17 protein-coding genes are annotated in these 19029 nt (G+C 66.2%); 13 read left to right on the top strand and 4 right to left on the bottom strand.

Annotated elements, in window-relative coordinates; translation table 11 throughout:
* Nucleotides 1-72 precede the first annotated feature (72 nt).
* The 10 genes from HALKA_RS0107535 to HALKA_RS0107490 all read left to right on the top strand — a co-directional run bounded on the left by HALKA_RS0107535 (nucleotide 73) and on the right by HALKA_RS0107490 (nucleotide 9654).
* Entirely contained in the window at nucleotides 73-1173 is a 1101-nt protein-coding gene (locus HALKA_RS0107535) for an ABC transporter ATP-binding protein (protein ID WP_026190207.1), read from the top strand.
* Between the two features lie 2 nt (nucleotides 1174-1175).
* Nucleotides 1176-1979, top strand: a complete 804-nt coding sequence (locus HALKA_RS0107530) for a creatininase family protein (RefSeq protein ID WP_018257403.1) — start codon at nucleotides 1176-1178, stop codon at nucleotides 1977-1979.
* Between the two features lie 135 nt (nucleotides 1980-2114).
* Nucleotides 2115-3425 (top strand): ABC transporter substrate-binding protein, encoded by a 1311-nt coding sequence (locus HALKA_RS0107525; RefSeq protein WP_211206018.1) that lies wholly within the window; start codon nucleotides 2115-2117, stop codon nucleotides 3423-3425.
* 3 nt (nucleotides 3426-3428) lie between these two features.
* Nucleotides 3429-4367 carry a carbohydrate ABC transporter permease gene (locus HALKA_RS0107520; protein ID WP_018257402.1) on the top strand — a complete coding sequence of 313 codons (939 nt, stop codon included), beginning with the start codon at nucleotides 3429-3431 and terminating at the stop codon, nucleotides 4365-4367.
* Entirely contained in the window at nucleotides 4364-5206 is an 843-nt protein-coding gene (locus tag HALKA_RS0107515) for a carbohydrate ABC transporter permease (protein ID WP_394324983.1), read from the top strand. The genes HALKA_RS0107520 and HALKA_RS0107515 overlap by 4 nt, the downstream gene beginning before the upstream one ends.
* Nucleotides 5207-5274: 68 nt before the next feature.
* Nucleotides 5275-6444, top strand: coding sequence for a mandelate racemase/muconate lactonizing enzyme family protein (locus tag HALKA_RS0107510; RefSeq protein ID WP_018257400.1), 1170 nt, complete (start codon nucleotides 5275-5277; stop codon nucleotides 6442-6444).
* An 82-nt stretch (nucleotides 6445-6526) separates the two neighbouring features.
* On the top strand, nucleotides 6527-7375 hold the full coding sequence (locus HALKA_RS0107505; RefSeq protein ID WP_018257399.1) for an SDR family NAD(P)-dependent oxidoreductase: 849 nt from the start codon (nucleotides 6527-6529) through the stop codon (nucleotides 7373-7375).
* Nucleotides 7376-7406: 31 nt separating this feature from the next.
* On the top strand, nucleotides 7407-7784 hold the full coding sequence (locus HALKA_RS0107500) for a Rid family detoxifying hydrolase (protein WP_015761915.1): 378 nt from the start codon (nucleotides 7407-7409) through the stop codon (nucleotides 7782-7784).
* 455 nt (nucleotides 7785-8239) lie between these two features.
* Entirely contained in the window at nucleotides 8240-9271 is a 1032-nt protein-coding gene (locus HALKA_RS0107495; RefSeq protein WP_018257398.1) for a radical SAM protein, read from the top strand.
* Nucleotides 9272-9390: 119 nt separating this feature from the next.
* A complete protein-coding gene (locus HALKA_RS0107490; protein ID WP_015761911.1) occupies nucleotides 9391-9654 on the top strand; it encodes a DdfA family disk-determining factor in 264 nt (87 codons plus the stop codon).
* On the opposite strand, the gene HALKA_RS0107485 is transcribed toward HALKA_RS0107490, so the two are convergent.
* On the bottom strand, nucleotides 9651-10253 hold the full coding sequence (locus tag HALKA_RS0107485) for a hypothetical protein (protein ID WP_018257397.1): 603 nt from the start codon (nucleotides 10251-10253) through the stop codon (nucleotides 9651-9653). The genes HALKA_RS0107490 and HALKA_RS0107485 overlap by 4 nt on opposite strands.
* A 158-nt stretch (nucleotides 10254-10411) precedes the next feature.
* Between HALKA_RS0107485 and HALKA_RS0107480 the strand changes: the two genes are divergently transcribed.
* A complete protein-coding gene (locus HALKA_RS0107480) occupies nucleotides 10412-12499 on the top strand; it encodes a (Fe-S)-binding protein (RefSeq protein ID WP_018257396.1) in 2088 nt (695 codons plus the stop codon).
* A 43-nt stretch (nucleotides 12500-12542) separates the two neighbouring features.
* Nucleotides 12543-13274, top strand: coding sequence for a competence/damage-inducible protein A (locus tag HALKA_RS0107475; protein WP_018257395.1), 732 nt, complete (start codon nucleotides 12543-12545; stop codon nucleotides 13272-13274).
* A 9-nt stretch (nucleotides 13275-13283) separates the two neighbouring features.
* Here HALKA_RS0107475 and HALKA_RS0107470 read toward each other — a convergent pair whose 3' ends face one another.
* Together HALKA_RS0107470 and HALKA_RS0107465 are read right to left on the bottom strand one after the other, a co-directional pair.
* Nucleotides 13284-15704, bottom strand: coding sequence for a DUF2309 domain-containing protein (locus tag HALKA_RS0107470; protein ID WP_018257394.1), 2421 nt, complete (start codon nucleotides 15702-15704; stop codon nucleotides 13284-13286).
* Nucleotides 15694-17181: a proton-conducting transporter transmembrane domain-containing protein gene (locus tag HALKA_RS0107465; RefSeq protein ID WP_026190205.1), complete on the bottom strand. Its 1488-nt coding sequence runs from the start codon at nucleotides 17179-17181 to the stop codon at nucleotides 15694-15696. The genes HALKA_RS0107470 and HALKA_RS0107465 overlap by 11 nt, the downstream gene beginning before the upstream one ends.
* 335 nt (nucleotides 17182-17516) lie before the next feature.
* On the opposite strand from HALKA_RS0107465, the gene HALKA_RS0107455 reads away from it, so the two are divergent.
* Nucleotides 17517-18533 (top strand): amidohydrolase family protein, encoded by a 1017-nt coding sequence (locus HALKA_RS0107455; RefSeq protein WP_018257391.1) that lies wholly within the window; start codon nucleotides 17517-17519, stop codon nucleotides 18531-18533.
* Here the strand turns inward: HALKA_RS0107455 and HALKA_RS0107450 are convergent.
* Nucleotides 18530-19000, bottom strand: coding sequence for an Lrp/AsnC family transcriptional regulator (locus HALKA_RS0107450; protein ID WP_018257390.1), 471 nt, complete (start codon nucleotides 18998-19000; stop codon nucleotides 18530-18532). The genes HALKA_RS0107455 and HALKA_RS0107450 overlap by 4 nt on opposite strands.
* Between the last annotated feature and the right edge of the window lie 29 nt (nucleotides 19001-19029).

Genomic DNA, 19029 nt, shown 5'->3' with positions numbered 1-19029 from the left:
CACGCTCGCCGTCGCTCTCCGGACCGCCGATAGATTTTTTAACCATAGTAACGCAGGGTGGTGTACGTCGCCATGAGCAAGGTACGTCTCTCTGATGTCACAAAGGTGTACGACGATCTTCTGGCGGTCAAGGAGATAGATTTCACCGTCCGGGACGGGGAGTTCCTCGTGATGGTCGGTCCGTCCGGCTGTGGGAAGTCGACGACGCTCCGGATGATCGCGGGGCTCGAAACGATCACCTCGGGCGAGATCGAAATCGGTGACCAGATCGTCAACGACGTCCGACCACAGGACCGCGACATCGCGATGGTGTTCCAGAACTACGCGCTGTATCCCCACATGAGCGTTCGGGAGAACATGTCCTTCGGGCTGCGCCTCTCCGACGAGTACGAGGACGCCGAGATCGACGAGCGGGTGAACGACGCCGCCGATCTCCTCGAAATCCCGGAGCTGCTCGATCAGCTCCCCAAGCAGCTCTCTGGCGGTCAGCAACAGCGCGTGGCGCTGGGACGCTCCATCGTCCGAGACCCCGACGTGTTCCTGATGGACGAGCCGCTCTCGAATCTCGACGCCAAGCTGCGGACCCAGATGCGCACCGAGCTCCAGCGCATCCAGGAGGAACTGGGTGTGACGACGATCTACGTCACCCACGACCAGACCGAGGCGATGACGATGGGCGACCGCATCGCCATCCTCAACGACGGCGAACTCCAGCAGATCGCCGAACCGGAGGTGTGTTACGACCGTCCGAACAACAAGTTCGTCGCGGGGTTCATCGGCTCGCCGAGCATGAACTTCTTCGAGGTCGACGTGACCGAAAGCGGCGACGGCGTCCACCTCTCGGGCAACGGGTTCGAGACGACGCTCGGGGTGTCTCTCGACGCCGGTGCCTACACGCTCGGCGTCCGCCCCGAGGACCTGACTGTCGGCACCGACGAGGGCCACCTCGAAGCCGCCGTCGACGTCGTCGAGCCGATGGGCTCGGACAACTTCCTCTATCTGCATTCGCCCGAGGGCGACGGCGAGATCATCGCCCGCGTCGACAGCGAGTACCACCCCGATCCCGGTGAGACGGTTTCGCTGGGCTTCGATATCGAGGACATCCACTTCTTCGACGAGACGGGCGATCGCGTCCCGATCGACGACGAACCCGAAGCGATTCCGACAGCCTGAGCATGCTCTACGATTCAATCGGCGCGACCGACAGCGAGTGGGCCGGCAAACCGTACGCGGAGATTCGCGAGGTCGCCGACAGCGACGGGTCGGTCCTCGTCGTCCCCATCGGCAGCATTGAACAGCACGGCCACCACCTCCCGGTCGCGACGGACACCATCCTCGTCGACGCGGTCGTCCACGGTGGCACCGAACAGACGGGCGCTGACGTCCCCGTCCTCGTGACGCCGACGGTCTGGACGGGCTTCTCGCCCCACCACCTCTCGTTCGGTGGGACGCTGTCGCTGGAGCTCAACCACCTCCGTGCGGTGCTCGAAGACGTGGCGCTGACTGGCATCCAGAACGGCTTCGACGCCGTCTGTTTCGTCAACGGCCACGGCGGCAACGCGGCGCTCGTCGACGCCGTCGTCAGCACCGTCGGCACCGAGACCGACGCCGAGGTCTTGGGGACGACGTACTTCACGCTGGCCACCGACGAAGTCGGAGCGCTGCGGGACAGCGAGGACGGCGGGATGGCCCACGGCGGCGAGTACGAGACCTCGCTGATGCTCCACCTGCGGCCCGACCTCGTCGCCGACGCCGCGAAGCGCGAGGGCACTCTCTGGGACGAACACTACGAGTGGAGCGGCGGCGACCTCCTGGATGGCGGTCCCGTCTCGGTGTATCGGTCCTTCGACGAGTACTCCGAGTCGGGTGCCATCGGCGCGCCGGAGCTCGCCAGCGCCGAGAAGGGGGCCCGAATCTACGACGCCGTCACGAGCGAACTCGCTGCCTTGCTGGTCGCGATCCACGAACACAACGCTTGACCGCTTGCTGGCTGTTGTTTTTAATAATCGACCCTGATAAATCGGCGGATTTATATACTATCGAGTGAACAATGCTGTCAGATGCCGAGCGAACAACCAGACTCACTTTCGGACGGACGTATCGACCGACGACGAATGCTCGAAGCCATCGGTGCCGGTGGCCTCATCGCCATCTCCGGCTGTATGGGCGACGGCGGCGACGGCGGCGATGGCGGCGACGGCGGCGATGGCGGCGATGGCGGCGACGGTGGAAGCGACGGCGGCGACGGCGGTGACGATCAGCAGACCATCCAGTTCCTGACGATGGGGGTCGGCGACAACATCGCCGAGTTCTTCGAGGAGAACAACGCGGCCTTCGAAGAGGAGTTCGGCGTCACGCTGGACTTCACGAGCGTCACCTGGGGCAACGCCCAGCAGACGGTCAACAACCGCGTCGACGGCGGCGAGGCACCTGACGTAAGTCGCTGGCCGGCCCGCTGGATCCCCCAGCTCGTCGGCAAGGAAGCGCTCGTCCCCATCACCGACATGATGGAAGGCGAGTTCGGTGACCAGTTCTACCAGGGCATGGCCGACGGCTGTATGTACCAGGGCGAGTACTACGCCGCTCCCTGGGCCGCATCCAACAAGTGCTTCTACTACAACAAGGACGTGTTCGAGGCGGCGGGCCTCGATCCCGAGGACCCCCAGCTCGACACCTGGGACGACATGCTCTCGGCCGCCCAGACTATCACCGAGGAGACCGACACCCCCGCGCTGGGGCTGGCCGGTGCCGACGCCATCGAGACCGGCTCGCAGTACTACCACTACCACTGGTCACACGGTGCCGACCTGATCGACGACGAGGGTCAGCCGGTCGTCAACTCCGACGGGGCCGTCGAGGCGCTGAGCTTCTACTCGGACCTGCACCTCGAACACGGCGTCACGCAGTCCTCGCCGCTGTCCTCGACGCGCCAGGACATCCGCCAGCTGTTCGAGTCCGGCTCGCTGGGCATGGTCATCGCCCACGTCTACACGGGCATCAACATCGACGACAGCGACGCCGACTTCGACTACGGGATCGCACAGGTGCCGGAGGGGCCCGCTGGCCGCTACAGCCTGAACACGATCGACGGCGTTTCGATCTTCGCCCAGACCGAGGTCGAGGACCTCGCGCGGGACCTGCTGCGGTTCTACTTCGACGAGGACCGCCACTTCGAGTACGCGAGCAGCAAGGGGTTCATGCCGACGGTCGAGGCGGTCGGCGAGCGCGACTACTTCCAGGACTCGGAGAACTGGGCACCGTTCATCGAGGCCGGTCAGTACGCCCGCGCTCGGCCGAAGCTCTCGAACTTCAACGAGTTCAACAACCGCATGGTCCAGGCCATCCAGGAAGCGGTGGGCGACCAGAAGTCCCCCCAGCAGGCCCTGGACGACGCACAGGCGGACCTCGAAGAACTGATGCAATAACAGATGGGAATCGCAGAAGAGTACACGGAGCCGTCGGCCGGCTCCCGTTTCGAACGGGGACTGCAGTACCTATGGAAGCACAGGCAGGCGTATCTCCTGATCGCGCCGGCCGCGATCTTCCTGCTGAGCGTCGTCGGGTGGCCGATCCTGGAGACGTTCCGGCTGTCGTTCTACGAGTCACCGGCGGACTCGACGATCGAGACGTACGTCGGCTTCCAGCACTACGTGGAGATCTTCCAGAGCGACATCTTCTATCAGTTGCTCTGGCAGACCGGCCGCTGGGTGCTGGTCGGCGTCGCCGGCAAGGCGCTGCTGGGCCTGCTGATCGCGATTCACCTCAAGGGCGACATCCGCGGTCGGAAGTTCTTCCGGACCGCGTTCCTCATTCCGTGGGGGATCCCGTACGCGATCTCGGCGGTCGTCTTCCGCTGGATCGAGCACCCCCAGTACGGCTACCTCAACGCGATCCTGATCAAGCTGGGCGTGATCGACCAGGGGATCGGTATCCTCGGCAACCCGGAAGTCGCCTGGCTCGGCGTCGTCGTGGCCGACATCTGGATCGGGACGCCGTTCATGGCGATCATCTTCCTCGCGGGGCTCCAGTCGATCCCCGAGGAGCTGTACGAGGCCGCAGCCATCGACGGCGCGGAGAAGTGGGAGCAGTTCCGCTACATCACGATCCCACAGCTCAAGAGCGTCATCCTGATCGCGACGCTGCTGTCGACGATCTGGACGTTCGTCAGCTTCGACACCATCTGGACGATGACCGGCGGCGGGCCGATCAACACCACGTCCACGCTCGTGATCTGGATCTACCAGGTCGGGCTGCAAAACGGGAACCTCGGCCGGGGCGCGGCCTACAGCGTCGTCGGGTTCCTGTTCCTGCTGGTGTTTGCCGTGATCTACCTGCGGATCTACACCCGCGGAGGTGACGAACTATGATGGCCGGCCAGGAGCGCAGCCAGCTCCGCAAAGTTCGCCTCTACGGCGTGTTGATCGCGCTGCTGGGGATCATGATGTTCCCCTTCTACGCGATGTTCTCTAGTACGTTCAAGCCGGAGTCGGAGATCTTCTCCAGTCCGGCGACGCTGTTCCCCGCGGAGGCGTCAATCCAGTCCTACATCGAGGTCTGGGCCCAGACCGACGTGTTGCTGTGGATCGGGAACAGCTTCCTCATTTCGCTGGGGACCGTCGCGCTGACGCTGCTGCTGGCGATCCCGGCGGCGTACTCCTGTGCGCGAAACGACTTCGTCGGCAAGCGGTCGTTCCTGCTTGCCGTCCTCGTCGTGCAGATGTTCGCGCCGGTGGTGCTGATCGTCGGCCTGTTCGACGTCATCACCCAGTTCGGGATCTACAACACGTATTTCGCGGTGATCATCCCGGCGGCCGCGTTCACGCTGCCGTTCAACGTCTGGATGCTGTATGGCTACTTCCAGACGATTCCCGAATCACTGGAGGAGTCGGCCCGGATCGACGGGGCCAGCCAGCGACAGATCCTCACCAAGATCGTGCTCCCGCTGACCAAGCCCGCGCTGGTCGCGAGCATCACCTACACGTTCCTCTACGCGTGGAACCGACTGCTGTTCGTGCTCACCTTCCTCACCGACGCGGGGAAGTACAACATCCCACGCGGGGTGTTCTCGATGGTCGGGGCACTCCAGACCGACTGGCGGATGATGCTGACCGTCTCAGTGATCGGCATCCTGCCGCTGTTGGTCCTGTTTGCCTTCCTCGAAGAGTACATCGTCGCGGGCATGACTGCGGGCGCGGTCAAGGAGTAACGACCCCGCCCCTTCTCTCGCCGGCCAGAGCCGATACGTTCATTGTGGCTCCGCTGGCATACGTGAGCATGGAGATCACCGACGTGACAGCGACGACTGTCGACGTACCGCTGGTGGACCTCGACGAACGTCTGGGCATTGGCCCGTACGTGACGAACCACGGGCGCGTCGAATCGATGGAACGTGTCCTCGTCCGCGTGGACACCGACGAGGGCGTCGCCGGCTGGGGCGAGATGCGGACCTTCCTCTCACCGGCGGCCACGGAGTCGATCATCGAAGACGGAATCGGCCCGCTGATCGAAGGCCAGTCGCCCTTCGAGGTCGAACGGCTCCGCCGACAGGTGTTCATCGAGTACACCAACATCGAACTGTTCTTCGCCGCCGTCGAGACGGCCTGCTGGGACATCGCCGGTAAGGCGCTCGACAAGCCCGTCTTCGAACTGCTCGGCGGGGCGACTGCACCGTACCAGACGACCGCGATGAACGCCGCCGCTGGCGGTGCCGACGCCGCCGACGACCGCGCGGTCGAGTTCGCCTTCTGCCTGGGTATCCTCTCTCCCGAAGAGTCTCGCGTGAAGGCCCAGGAAGCCCTCGACGCCGGCTTCTCCGTCCTCAAGACCAAGGCCGGCCGCGACTGGCAACAGGACGTGGCCCGCATCCAGGCGATGCACGACGAGGTCGACGGGCAACTGGAGTTCCGGCTCGACCCCAATCAGGGGTGGTCGCTCGATCAGGCGGTCCGCGTCGGGGCCGCCCTCGAAGAGTCCGGCATCTTCCTGCAGTACATGGAACAGCCCATCCGCGTTAACGCCCACGACTCGCTGGCGACACTGCGCCAGCGTCTCCGCCAGCCGATCGCTCCCAACGAGGACACGTACATCCCCAACAACCTCCGCTCGCTCGTCGAGGCCGGTGCGATGGACGTGGCGGTCCTCGATCTGACACCCGCGGGCGGTATCGCGGGACTGCGCCAGCAGGCGGCCATCGTCGAGGACGCCGGCGTTCCCTTCACCCACCACTGCGCGTTCGACCTCGGGATCCGGACGGCCGCAATCTTGCACGCGGTCCACGGGCTCCCCGGATTCTCCCTCCCGCCGGACACGACCTACTACGGCTGGGAAGACGACGTCATCGCGGACCCCTTCACGGTCGAGGAGGGCCGGATGACCGTGCCGGACGAACCCGGCCTCGGGATCGACGTGGACCTCGACACCGTCGAGGAGTACCGCGTCCGATAGCTGTCGTCGTCGACAGGTCGTCGCTCTATTCTCGCCGCCCGGGGGAACCTTCTTGGGACCCGCGACCGTGTGTCGGATCGATATGATCGAGTTGTCCCTCGCGGACCGACCAGCGATAGTGACCGGTGCGTCACGAGGCATCGGGCGGCAGATCGCCGAGACCTTCGCCGAGGCCGGCGGCGACGTCGCGATCTGCTCGCGATCCTACGAGGACGTGGCTCCGGTCGCCGAACGGCTCACGGCGGAACACGACGGTCGGGTCGTCCCCGTCGAGTGTGACGTTACCGACCCCGACGCGGTGCGGGATCTCGTCGACGTCGCGATCGAGGAGTTCGGCGATCTGCGCGTGCTCGTCAACAACGCCGGGGGAGCCGCCGAGTCGGCGGAGCTGCTCCACCAGTGTGACGAGGAGACCTTCGAGTGGATGCTCGAACTCAACCTGAAGGGACCGTACCTGCTGGCTCGGGAGGCCCTGCCGGCGATGACCGCGGCCGGCGGCGGCTCGATGGTCCACGTCGGCTCGGTCAACGGACTGTTCGGCATCGGACTCTCGGGCTACTCCGAGGCCAAGAGCGGACTGTTGGCGCTCTCGCGCAACATCGCGAGCCACTACGGCCAGTACGGCGTCCGGTCGAACGTCCTCTCGGCGGGCACGATCGAGACCGAGAGCCGCGAGGAGGAGATGGAAAACACCGACGAGCGGGCCGACGAGACCAGTGCCCGAGATCGCTGGCTCGATCAGTACCCGCTGGGTCGGTTCGGCCGTCCCGACGAGGTCGCCGACACCGCGCTCTTCCTGGCCTCGGAGCGGTCCGGCTTCATCACGGGCGAGAACATCGTCGTCGACGGCGGGCTCACGAGTGGCCTGCCGATGTCCTTCCAGAACGAGATCTATCACGCGGACGAGCCCCCGACCAGACCAGATCGATAGATTCAATGTCGTGTTGTGACTGGCTTCTGGTATGCGAGAAATCCATACGGACGACGCACCGAGCGCGATCGGACCGTTCTCACAGGCGATGCAGGACGGCGACCGCATCTACGTCTCCGGCCAGGGGCCGGTCGACCCCGAGAGCGGCGAGATCGTCTCCGAAGACATCAAAGAGCAGACCGCACAGACCCTCGAAAATCTGGAGACGATCCTGGAGGCCGCCGACGCGTCGCTCGACGACGTGCTGAAGACGAACGTCTACGTCACCAACATGGACAACTACGACGCGGTCAACGAAGTGTACGCCGAGTACATGTCCGAGCCGTACCCGGCCCGCGCAGCCATGGAAGTGTCCCGCCTCCCCATCGACATCGGCGTCGAGATCGAACTCGTCGCTCGCAGCGAGTAACGCGGCCCGCGACGCCGTCACACTCAACCGTTCTCCACCACATCCGCGGTGGTCGATCTGTCCCCCAGCTTCGTGTACGATTCAGTTGTGCATTTGTGGATAGTTCGATAGCGGTGGTCGCTGTGTCGATTGGTGGATAATACAGAAGTACTACGACAGTTTTGGGTGCGTAATTCTAAATATCTGTCTTAAAAAACCCTATTTAGAGTAAGAAGAACAAAAAGAACTCGAAACTGGTAGTAAATACTCATATTTATCTACACTCTAGAAATATTATTCCCGACTATAGCAATAAGATGCTTGCTGACACAAAGAAATTCATGAAGGAGAGAATCAGGTGACGGGTGCGGCTGAGATACGGCTGTCGACGGCGGGTATGGTTGGATACGAGACCGACGCGCTGCGATCGCGTTTCGGACGCTTTTTGCCGCTGGACGAACAAGACCGGGCACTGAATGATCTCCAAGGGCTGTGAACAGTGTGCCGAGGGCGGGAAGATGGTCATGTTCGTCTACGGCTACTGTGACCAGCGCGATTGCTTCTACTGTCCGCTGGGCGAGAACCGCAAGAACGTCGATCAGGTGTACGCGAACGAGCGCCCCGTCGAGTCCGACGAGGACGTGATCGCCGAGGCGAAACTGATGGACGCGCTGGGGACCTCCATCACGGGCGGCGAGCCCCAGGAGGCGCTGGACCGAACGTGTCACTACCTCGAACTGCTGAAAGACGAATTCGGCGAGGACCACCACACGCACCTCTACACCGGGATCACGGGCGGGCGCGAGAACATGCGCCGCCTCAGCGAGGCGGGCCTCGACGAGATTCGCTTCCACCCGCCCCTCGAACAGTGGGGCGACCTCCACGGCACCGAGTGGGAGGAGATCCTCTACATCGCCCGCGAGGAAGGTCTCACCCCGGCCTTCGAGATCCCCGGCATCCGCGCCGAAGAGGAGTTCCTCGACTTTCTCGACGAAGGAGCCGCCGACTTCTGTAACATCAACGAGTTCGAGATGTCCGACGGGAACTTCCGCCGGATGCAAGCGGAGGGCTTCGAGCGCAAGGAAGGCCACATGAGCGCCGTCGAAGGCAGCCACGAGATCCTGGAGACGATGGGCGACCACGAGCGAGTCTACTTCTGCACGAGCGTCTTCAAGGACGCCGCCCAGCACCGCTCCCGGATGAAGCGCATGGCCCGCAACATCGGCCGCGAGTTCGACGAGGTCACCGACGACGGCACGCTCGTCTACGGCAAGACCTGGGTCGGCGAGGACCGCCTGCAGGAACTGGGCGTGCCCGAGGAGTTCTACGCCGTGAAATCGGAGCACGTCGAACTCGCCTGGTGGCTCCTCGAAGAGATGGTCGAGGACGGCGACGTCGAGAAGGGTGAGATCGTCGAGCAGCACCCGACGTACGACGGGACCGTCGTGGAACGGACGCCGCTGTCCTCGGGGCAGCCGGGAAGCGGGCAGTCGGCGGCTGGGGACTGATACTGCCGATCGTCTGCCTGAATGATAATTCGAAGACAATGTCCGGGCACCGACCCGTCCGTACAATCCATTGAACTGTCTGACGAACTTTTATTAATTAGTGTGAATATCTGCGAAACATGGCAGCGACCGAACGTCGGAACGGTGTCGAAATCGACGACGAGTGGGAGCCAAGTACCGCGATCGTCCGAGCGGTCAGTTCACACACCGGACAGCCGGTGGTGGAACTCCCGCCGCTGTACGAAGTCGTCGACCCGGACGCGCTGGACGCGCTGTTCAGCGGTCGCCAGACGCTCGGCGTGCTCACGTTCGCGTACGCGGGCCACGACGTGACGGTTCGGGCCGACGGGCACGTCGAGGTGTCGCCGATCTCGGGCAGTTAGAAGTCCACGTCCGCGTCTTCCTCCAGCGAGCCGATGTCTTCGGTCGCTTCTCCGAGCCCGTCGTCACGGACGCCGTCGGTCAACACCGTCCCGATCCCGGCGTCGTGGAGCACGTCTTCGTACTCGCTCTGGAAGCGACCGCTGACCTGCCGGGCGCGGGTCTGGGCGGTGACGACGCGCCGGTAGCGTGCCAGTTCGGCCTCCGTGAGATCGAACGCCTCGCGGACGGTCTCGGCGGCGTCGGCCTCGCGCAGTCGCGCCAGGTCGAACGGGGCGTCGGTGTCCTCGTCTCGGAGCAGGTGGAGGTCGATGCGGGCACGGGTGACCACGTCGGTGTCGGCGTCGACGGCGTCGGCGATGGCCGCGTCGTCGTCGCCCTCGTAGTAGCGACGGACGACCGTGACGAGTGCCTCGTCTGACAGCGGCGTGTCCACCTCGAAGCGCTCGCGCAGGCGGTCGATCACGGCGAGCAGGCGCTCCTCGACGCCCGCTTCGTCGGAGAGTAGCGAGCCGTGGCCGGCCTCCTGGCGCTCGGTGACGGTGTCCTCGCCCGCTACGTCGACGAAGATGTCACGGAGTGCCTCGGTTTTCTCGTCCATCGGACCGTATAGGTGTGCCTTCTGCCGTTTATACCTGTCGACGACGTGGCAAGACCGCGATCGCCGACGAGCTCGACAACTCAAAACGCCTGGCTCGTTCTCGCAAGACGGCGCGGGTTCGGAGCAAAATTTAAGCGGCTCGCGGTTCGTGGTAGCACATGACAGTTCCACTCCAGACCACCACCAGACCGACCTTCTGGCAGATCGGACCGGTCGGGAAGGCGGTGTTCTACTACCTCGCGGCGCTGGCGTTGCTCGTGTTCGCCTTCGGCGTGTACGAGCGTCTGACACGCTACGCTCGCGGGAGTGACGAGCCGTTCCCGCGCCTGGACGCGCTCCCCTCGCGGATCCTCTCGGGCGCGCGCCTCGCGCTGACCAACGCCAAGCAGTTCGACCGCGACCTCGTCGCGGGCGTGATGCACACGTTCGTCTTCTGGGGCTTCCTGACGCTGTTGATCGGAACGACGATTCTGGGCATCGACATGGACCTCTACCGGCCCCTGACCGGCGAGTCCTTCTTCGTCGGTTCCTTCTACCTCTCCTATTCCTTCGTGATGGACGCGATGGGACTGTTGTTCGTCGTCGGGGTCGGCGTCGCGATGTGGCGGCGGTACGTTCGCCGGACGGACCGACTCCACGGCCGTCACACCGCCCGCGAGGACGACTACTTCCTCGGCGCGCTCTTCCTGCTCGGTGTCGGCGGGTACGTCACCGAAGCGGTCCGCATCCTCGGAACGAGCGCGGTCCGGGACGTGAGCTTCGAGACGTGGAGTTTCGTCGGCTGGGCGGGCAAGGAGTGGCTCGCCGCCGCCGGCGTCACCCCCGAGATGGCGACCGCCGCCTACCCCGCGGTCTGGTGGAGTCACTCGCTGCTGGCGCTGGCCTTCGTCGCCTGGGTCCCCTACGCCAAGCCGTTCCACATGCTGTCGTCCTTTGCCAACGTCGTCACTCGCGACGAGAAGGCCGGCAAGCGCCTCCCCGGCGTCCCCGAAGACGCCAGCCCCGAGGAGATCGGCCCAAGCGAGATCGACGACTTCTCCTGGAAACAGCTGCTCGACCAGGACGCCTGCACGAAGTGTGGCCGCTGCTCGTCGGCGTGTCCGGCCAAGGAGTCTGGCCGCCCGCTCGATCCGCGCGACGTGATCCTCGACCTGAAACAGTACCGTGAACGGCGAGACGGCGGCGGCGAGACCGTCGACATTATCGCCGATGGCGGCACGTCAGTCATCGACAGCGCGACGATGGAGTCCTGTATGGCCTGTATGGCCTGCATGGACGCCTGTCCGGTCGAGATCGAACACCTCACCCACTTCACCGAGATGAACCGCCGGCTGACGGAGTCGGGCCAGATGGACGAACACGTCCAGGACGCGATGATGAACGTCTTCCAGCAGGGCAACACCTTCGGCGAACCCGAACGCAAGCGGCCCGACTGGACCGAGGAACTGGATTTCGACGTGCCCGACGCCCGCGAGGAGCCCGTCGACTACTGCTGGTACGTCGGCGACTACCCCAGCTACGACGACCGCAATCAGGAGATCGCCAAGGCGCTGGCCCGCGTGTTCGAAGCCAGCGACGCCTCCTACGGCATCCTCTACGAGGACGAGCAGACCGACGGCAACGACGTGCGCCGCGTCGGCGAGGAGGGGCTCTACGAGATGCTCGTCGAGGACAACGCGGCCGCCATCCAGGACTGCGAGTTCGACCGGATCGTCTGTACGGACCCCCACTCGTTCAACACGTTCAAACACGAGTACCCCGAGTTCGAGGCCTGCGAGTGGGAGGGAGACGACGTGGCCCACTACACGCAGGTCGTCGCCGACCTCGTCGAGACCGGGCGACTGGCCGTGCCGGCGACGCTCGACGACACCGTCACCTACCACGACCCCTGCCACCTCGGGCGGTACAACGGCGAGTTCGAGGCCCCGCGGGCGCTGATCGACGCGACGGGCGTCGACCGCGTCGAGATGCCCCGCAACCGCGACGACTCCTTCTGCTGTGGCGGGGGCGGGGGCGGCCTCTGGATGGACCTCGAAGAGGAGGCGAAACCCAGCGAGGAGCGCCTGCGCGAGGCCCTGGAGGACACCGAGGCGGGCGCGGCCGTGGACCGCTTCGTCGTCGCCTGCCCGATGTGCATGACGATGTACGAGGACGGCCGCAAGACCGGCGACTACGAGGACGACATCGAGATCGTCGGCGTCACCGAACTGCTGGCCGAAGCGATCGCCGCCGAGAGCGCGGCCTAACCGTCGCCAACACTTACCTCCCCGAGGATCTAACGACGGCCCGATGCAGGTCGCACTCATCACCGTCGGCGACGAGATCCTCTCGGGGGACACGGAGAACACGAACGCCGGGTGGCTGGCCCGTCGGCTGACCGAGCGCGGGGTCACGGTCGCGCGGATGCTCACGATCCCCGACGACCGGGCGCTGATCGCCAGCCACGTCCGGGAGTGGGCCGACGCCTTCGACGCCGTGATCGTCACGGGCGGCCTGGGCGACACGCCCGACGACGTGACGCTCGAAGCGGTCGCCGACGCCTTCGACCGCGAGATGACCGTCCAGCCCGCCGTCCGCGAGCGCGTCGAGGAGAAGGCCCGCGAGTACCGCGAGGAGAACCCCGAGCGCTACGAGGAACACGACTTCGACCTGGACTTCGAGGAGACTGCGGCGCTTCCCGCAGACGCCCGCCCGCTCCAGACGGCGGCCAGCTTCAACCCCGGCTGCGTGGTCGAGAACGTCTACGTCTTCCCCGGCTTCCCGGAGGAGTTGCAGGCGATGTTCGACAGCGTCGCCGACGAGTTCGGTGGCGACGCGGTCGCCGAGTCCGTGCCGACGGTCACGCCCGAGGGCGCGCTCAAGGACGTGCTCGCGGGCGTTCGCGAGCGGTTCGACGTGGCGGTCGGTAGCTATCCCGCACACGGGGACGCGGACGGTCGGGTGAAGGTGTCGGGGACCGACCCGGAAGCGGTCGAGGCCGCCGCCGAGTGGGTCGCACAACGCGTCGACAGCCCCGAGTAGTCGACCGGATCAGTCGTCGGCCGGCGAGGGCGTCCCAGCGGTCGCCTGTGCCGGTGTCGTCTCCTCCGAGATCGGCGTCCACTCCAGGTCCTCGGCGTAGTGGAACGCGCAGTGCTCCTGCTCGGGGTCGACGACGGTGAGGTGGAGCCAGTCGTTGTCCAGCAGTTCGGCGACCTCGGGGTTGTCGGCGAGCACGTCGGTGACGCGCTCGACGGGCGCGTGGACGACCGTCGAGAGGCGAAGCGGCTGGTGGTACGGTTCGTCGTCGGCAGCCATCAGCGATTGCAGCGGGAGGCCGGTCAGCAGGTCGCCGCCGTTGCCCTGGTAGACGCCGACGTTGCCGACGGGGTTGTGAGTCACCTTCGAGCCGCTGCCGAAGACGGCGTTGTCGACCGTCGAGAAGTAGTACTGGGCGTTGATCCACTGGGTGACGACCATCGGCCCGGTCAGAATGGCTTCGAGCGCGTCGCCCTCGTCGTCGGTCGTCCAGTCGTAGGAGTGGAGGAACGCGCGGGCGTCCAGATCGAGCCCGTCGGTGAGTTCGCGCGGGCCGACGACGAAGCCGGCGTTGCCCGCCAGCCCCCACTCCGGGCGCGTCTCTGCCCAGTCGGCCGCGCGGCGGTGCGTATCACGGCCCGCGTCGCCGTCCGCGCCCATGTCGTCGGCGCGCTCGGCGGCCGCACCGGCACGCGCGGTTTCGAGATCCCCACGGAGCGCGTCGAGATCGTCGGCGTGTGTCTCGGGGACGGCGTCCGCGTACAGCTCGATCTCGTCGGTGGTCGTGTTGTGCTCGCCGGCCAGGAAGTAGGTGTCTTCGGGCACGTCGATGCCACGGTCACGCAGGCGTTCTCTGACGGCCTCGTCGTTGCAGAGAGCGGCGAGGACGCGGGCGCTGGGGCCGCCGGGGTTGCCGGCACAGGCACCGCAGTCGAGGCTGGCGTCGAAGGGATTGTTCGCCGTCTGGCTCGCGTGGCCGGTGAACACGACCAGGCGGGCGAACTGCTCCCAGCCCATGAGTTCGAACGCCGTCGCGGCGTACTCGACTTTCTCCTCTATCGTCAGCCCCGCCGGGAGTTCGTGGGCGTGGTCCGGATCGTGATCGACGGCCGGCTCCCAGACCGCGTGGTCGTCGGGCGTGCGATCGTCGACGGCGTCGAGCAGGTCGTGGACGCGTCCGGGGACCAGCGTCCGGGCCGCGAGCGCGGCCCCGTACCCCGCGCCGGTGGTCTCGACGTAGCTGAACGCCGTCGCGGCGTTGGACCGGAGCCGCCCGATCACGCTCTCGGCGGCTTCGCGCGTCGCCGTCCAGCGGTCGTGCTCGGCGTGGCGTGACGCCTCGCCGTCCGTGGGACGATCCGCGATGCGGTGCTGTGGGTCGAGGATCGGCGGACAGGCGTCGACGGCCACCTCCGAGTCGTGTCCCTCGTAGCGCATCGGGACCCCGAAGAAGCCGGCGTAGCCGTGGGTCTCGTAGTCGCCGGCGGCCTCGACGTGGCGGCGGATGATCTCCGAGCGGGTGTCGATACAGAAGACGAGCTGTGCGTCCGGTCTGTCCCCCTCGTCGGTCTCCGCGATCGACTCGCTTGCGTCGGTAAGCTCCGCGACGAGCCCCGAGCGGTAGGTCGCCTCCCAGGCGGTCAGCCAGATCTCGGGGAGCGGGACGGCCCCGTCCGCCGTGGCGTCGTCCCCGTCTGCCTCCGCGGGCGTGCGCGGGGCGTCGAACAGGTCGACCAGCGTCAGGCGGACCGCCAGATAGCCGGCCATCGTGATCGGGTACGCGGACTGCCAGGCGTCCCCCTCGTCGGCCCGCTGCTTGAGCAGGCCGGTCCAGCCCGGTAGCGCGGCCAGGTGGAACTCGAAGATGTCCGGCCACTCTCCGACGGGATCGTTCACGAGCTGCTCTCGGATGGCGTCGAGCGGGCAGTCCGGAAGCTCGGCGATCGCTTCGGCGTCGGGGATCTCGCCGTCGTGGCGAGCGACGGCGCGGAACGCGTCGTAGAAGCCGTCCTCGCGTTCCGGCATCGGCCACTTGGCCTGTCCCTGATCGAGGAACGCCGACAGCCACTTGGTCAGCACCGCGTCCACCCGCTCGCTGGCGGTCGTCGCGGTCTCCGCGGTGACGACCTCTTCCGCGTTTGCCATGCGATCGAGCGTCGCCTCGGGCTCGCTCTCGTACCCGTGTTCGCGCAGCGTGGTCCGGAGGGCATCGGGGTCGATCCGTCCGTCCTCCCAGGCGCGGCGGAACACGTCGGCGTCGGGGTAGCCGTCGCTGCCCAGCGTGTCTGCTGCGGCCGCGACGGCCTCGTGGAAGGGCTGGTCCTCGAAGCCCGAGAGGGGGTTGGCCGTCACGAACGAGTGCAACGGCCAGCGGGAGCCGACCGTCTGTGCTGCCGTCTCGATACTCTCGTGGATCGCGTCGTCAGTACTCATTGTACTCCTCCGTAGCGGTCAGTTGCGTCTCGGACGGTGGCTGTGTGGCGTTCAAAAGCATCACGTAGAGGCGCTGGCTGTGCTTGTAGGCACCGCGCTCGATCGCGAGGTACGTGGCGACGAACGCGGCGGCGACGAGGCCGTGGACCACCGTCAGCTCCGCGGTCGCTCCGACCCCCGGCAGTCCGCCCAGCAGTCCCTCGATCGTCCCGTAGACGACGCCGTAGATCCCGATCGCCGGCAACGCCACCAGCGGGACGGCTCCGTACCGAACCGACGCGGGCAGCGCCGACCGCGTGACGAGGTCGCGCGCGGCGTGAAGCACCGTCAGCACGACCAGCAGCGCGAGCACCAGCCCGCTGTCCAGCTTCGTCCCTTTCCCGGTGAGGGCGGCGAACAGGACGCCACCGGCCAGCGCGGTGGCGGCGATCACGACCGCGCCGACTGGTCCCGCCGAATCGGTGGCCGTCGGCGACTGCGGGCTCTCGTGGGCCACCTGACTCCCCGAGCTCAGGAACTGATAGCCCTTGTAGAATCCGTGCAAGACGAGGTGCGTGACGGCGGCCCCGAAAAAGCCGAGGCCGGCTTGCATGATCATGAACCCCATCTGGCCGACCGTCGAACAGCCGAGTTGCCCCTTCACGTCCGTGCGGACAGTCTTCAGGAGCTTTCCCGACAGCGCGCTGGTCGCACCGACGACGGCGACGGCCAGCATGAACCACCCCTCGACGGTGACCACCGGCGCGAAGCGAACCAGCAGGACGCCACCGGCGTTGACGAAACCGGCGTGCATCAGCGCGGAGGCGGGCGTCGGTGCCGTCATCGAAGCGACGAGCCAGGTGTGGAACGGGACGAGCGCGGACTGGATCATCGCCGCCAGCACGAGCGCGGTGGCGGCAAACAGCACGACCGTCCCGGAGGCCTCGCCCAGCGCCGACGCGACGCCGGAGACCGTCGTCGCGCCGGTGTGCCACCACAGCGTTCCGAGCGCGACCGCGAGCGCGCCGGTGCTGGCCAGGAAGTACCGGCGCGAGAGCGCGGCGGTAGCGCGTGCCTGTGGCCACCCCTCGACGTGGCCGATCAGGTCGGCCATCACCAGCCCCATCCCGAGCCACGCGGCCACGAACAGCGCGAGGGCGTCGGCGGCAACCAGGACCATCACGATCAGCGTGAACGCGAACACGCGTCCGAAGAAGCGATCGATCGCCCGGGTGCCGGCCATGTAGCGTCGCGAGTAGCTGTGGACGATCCCGCTGACGAAGGTGACGGTCACCCACAGCACGGCGGTCAGGCCGTCGACCGCGACGAGCCCGTCGATCTCCCAGGGTCCGCCGCCCCGGAGCCCAAGCGCCAACACGCCGACACTCACGACACAGAGGAACCACACGACTCGCGTCAGTGTCGCCGCGACGCGCGAGTCCTCGCCGTCTGGCGTCGGTAGCTGTCCTACGGTCGTCGCCTGCGTTTGTCCGGTCATCGTTTGGCCCGTCTCCGACCGATCACCGTGACCTCGCGTGGCACACGCGATCACAGCGACCGGTCATCTTCACCCAGATATACGAACAGACTGTCTATTAAATCTATCTATACTACCAGATCGTTCTGGAAGAAGTGAATTATAGAACGTGATGGTTTTCGGACGCTTCGAGCACGGGACCGACGCGGTTCGCACACGTCGTCACCGCCGCGGAGACCGCTCTCGCGTTCCCCGCCGCGCTGCCGTCGGCTTGCCCACCTTGGCCCATAACGCTACCGAATCGTTCGAATATCGCATATAGAAAACCATATCGTTCTCTGTACACCACCACGGGTATGCCTGCGTTAGAGGGAACCGTTCTCGTCGGTGAGTCGTTCGAACCCGTTACGGGCCGTGTCGTCGTCGAAGACGGCCGGATCGAGGCGGTCGAGGAGACCGACACGGCGTCGACGGACATCATCCTGCCGGCGTTCGTCAACGCACACACCCACCTCGGTGACGCGGTCGCGAAAGACGCCGCCGTCGGGCTCTCGCTCGACGCGGCGGTCGCACCGCCCGACAGCCTGAAGCACCGTCGACTGGCCGACGCCGACCGGGCCGAGCTCGTGACCGCGATGCGCCGAACGCTTCGGTTCATGCAGCGGACCGGGACCGCCTCGACGCTGGACTTCCGGGAGTTCGGGAGAGAGGGCGCGCGGACGCTCCGTGAGGCCGCCGAGCCGCTGTCGATCGATCCGTTCGTCTTCGGGAGCGGAGACGCGTCGGTCCTCGACGTGGCCGACGGCTTCGGAGCTAGCGGTGCCAACGACGACGATTTCGGGCCACAGCGCGACGCGGCGGCCGACCGGGGCGTCCCCTTCGCCATCCACGCCGGAGAACCGGATCAGACGGACATCCACCCCGCGCTCGATCTGGATCCGGACCTGCTCGTCCACATGGTCCACGCCGCGGGGGAGCACCTCGAACGCGTCGCCGAGCAGTCCGTCCCGGTGGCGGTGTGCCCGCGCGCCAACACCGTCCTCGGCGTCGGCCGGCCGCCGATTCGAGACCTGCTCGATCACACGACCGTCGCGCTCGGCACGGACAACGTCATGCTGAACCCGCCGTCGATGTTCCGAGAGATGGCGTACACGGTCCGGCAGTTCGACGTGAGCGCCCGCGAGGTACTGCGGATGGCGACGACGGCCGGTGCCGAGATCGCGGGCCTCGACTGTGGCGTCGTCGCGCCCGGCAAGCGGGCGGCCCTGACCGTCCTCGACGGCGACTCGGACAATCTGGCCGGCTCACGTCACCCCGTCGAGAGCGTCGTCCGGCGCGCGACCGCGCTGGACGTCGAGCGCGTGCTCTGTTAGACGTCTTCGGGGTCGAACTCCCCGAAGGGCGTCGTCTCGTGGCTTCGAACCAGCACCTCGTCGGCGACCGTCACGCCCATGTCGAGCAGCTCCTGTGCGACCGGCGTGATGTCGCTGTCGGACTCCCCGACGACCGTCACGAGGAGGTTCTCCTCGCCGGTGACCAGCTCCTGGACGGAGACGACGCCGTCGATCGACAGGATCTCCGGGACGATCTCGCCCCGCTCCGGGATCGACGCGGTACAGAAAAGCAACATTCGGAGCGGATAGCCCGACTCCTGGTAGTCCACCTCGGCGCTGTACCCTTTGATGATCTCGTCGCCTTCGAGGCGCTGGATGCGCTTGCGGACCGTGCTGTCAGAGGTGCCGGTTCGTTCCGCGATGTCGCCCGAGGACATGTCGCGAGCGTCTTCCTGCAGCGCGTACAGGATCGCTCTGTCCACGTCGTCGAGGTCCGTATTGCTCATGCCCGTACCTCCAGCGCAGAGACACTTTA

The sequence above is a fragment of the Halomicrobium katesii DSM 19301 genome, from assembly GCF_000379085.1.
Lineage (GTDB): Archaea > Halobacteriota > Halobacteria > Halobacteriales > Haloarculaceae > Halomicrobium > Halomicrobium katesii.
The sequence above is the reverse complement of the archived record's forward strand: the minus strand, read 5'-3'. Positions and strand labels throughout refer to the sequence as shown.